The organism is Oceanospirillum linum (assembly GCF_001995095.2).
GTDB classification, from domain to species: Bacteria; Pseudomonadota; Gammaproteobacteria; order Pseudomonadales; family Halomonadaceae; genus Oceanospirillum; species Oceanospirillum linum.
Genome location: NZ_MTSD02000022.1, coordinates 1 through 861, shown reverse-complemented (window position 1 = coordinate 861; position 861 = coordinate 1). Strand labels below are relative to the sequence as shown.

Here is an 861-nt window from a genome sequence, read left to right as displayed (position 1 = left end):
CTTTACCGTTGATTATGCTAGTGTTTTTGAAAAGTATACCGATATGATTAACGCTTATCTTGAAAGCAAAGGACTTGAAACATACGATAACACCAAGTTAGCGTTTATCGGTTATTAGGAAGGTGGTTCAAATGATGAAAGAATTTACCATTGTAAAGAACGGCGAGCGCGTTTTCGATAGAACACAAGGGAAATATGTTACTTCAAACCCAACAAAGACGCAAGGAATGGCTAAATTGAACTATCTTAATTTATCTAAGACAAGGGAAATATTCGGCGATATTGAACGAATGTTATTGTTATTAGAAATCCATATCCTGATAGCGCTTTATCTTGGAATTTTGACTATATTGTAGTAGATGGCAAAACATACCGATTAATTAACCAAGCCAATTACAGCAACCAAAACGCAACCTATTACTTTAGCCAATCTAATGATACGGTGGTTTGATATGGGAATTAAAATGAGTGTATCGTCAATGGGTAGCAGACCATTTTCAAAGACTTACGACTATCTAAACATTGATGAAAGTATTATCCCCGAATTAAGAACTATTGTGAAAAACAACGGTGTGCAGCTTGTACAAGGGGCGCAAAAGAGAAGTCCAGTCGATACGGGGGCTTTGCGTAGGTCAATCAGATTATCCCTTGAAAACGGTAACTTGAAAGCAGTTGTCAAGACAAATGTGCCTTATGCTAAATTCGTCGAATATGGAACTATCAGACAAAAAGCGCAACCTTATATGCGTCCTAGTTTCCGAGTGCAGAAAGCAAAATTTATAAGGGATATTAAAAATGCTATCGGTGTCAAGAAAAAAGGGGGTTAAAATATGGGGGGAAGTGCTAGTGCAGTATATACAC

At 37.2% G+C, this 861-nt stretch carries 2 protein-coding genes; both read left to right on the top strand.

Annotated elements, in window-relative coordinates; genetic code table 11:
- Positions 1 to 131: 131 nt before the first annotated feature.
- The gene (locus BTA35_RS16420) at positions 132 to 356 is read left to right on the top strand and encodes a hypothetical protein (protein WP_078320899.1); all 225 of its coding nucleotides are present in this window, start codon (positions 132 to 134) and stop codon (positions 354 to 356) included.
- A gap of 96 nt (positions 357 to 452) precedes the next feature.
- Positions 453 to 827, top strand: coding sequence for an HK97-gp10 family putative phage morphogenesis protein (locus BTA35_RS16415; protein ID WP_161489883.1), 375 nt, complete (start codon positions 453 to 455; stop codon positions 825 to 827).
- Positions 828 to 861 lie beyond the last annotated feature (34 nt).

Bases quoted from the DNA above. Each gene is read 5' to 3' on its own strand.
- BTA35_RS16420 (WP_078320899.1), top strand. From the start codon at position 132: ATGATGAAAGAATTTACCATTGTAAAGAACGGCGAGCGCGTTTTCGAT.
- BTA35_RS16415 (WP_161489883.1), top strand. From the start codon at position 453: ATGGGAATTAAAATGAGTGTATCGTCAATGGGTAGCAGACCATTTTCA.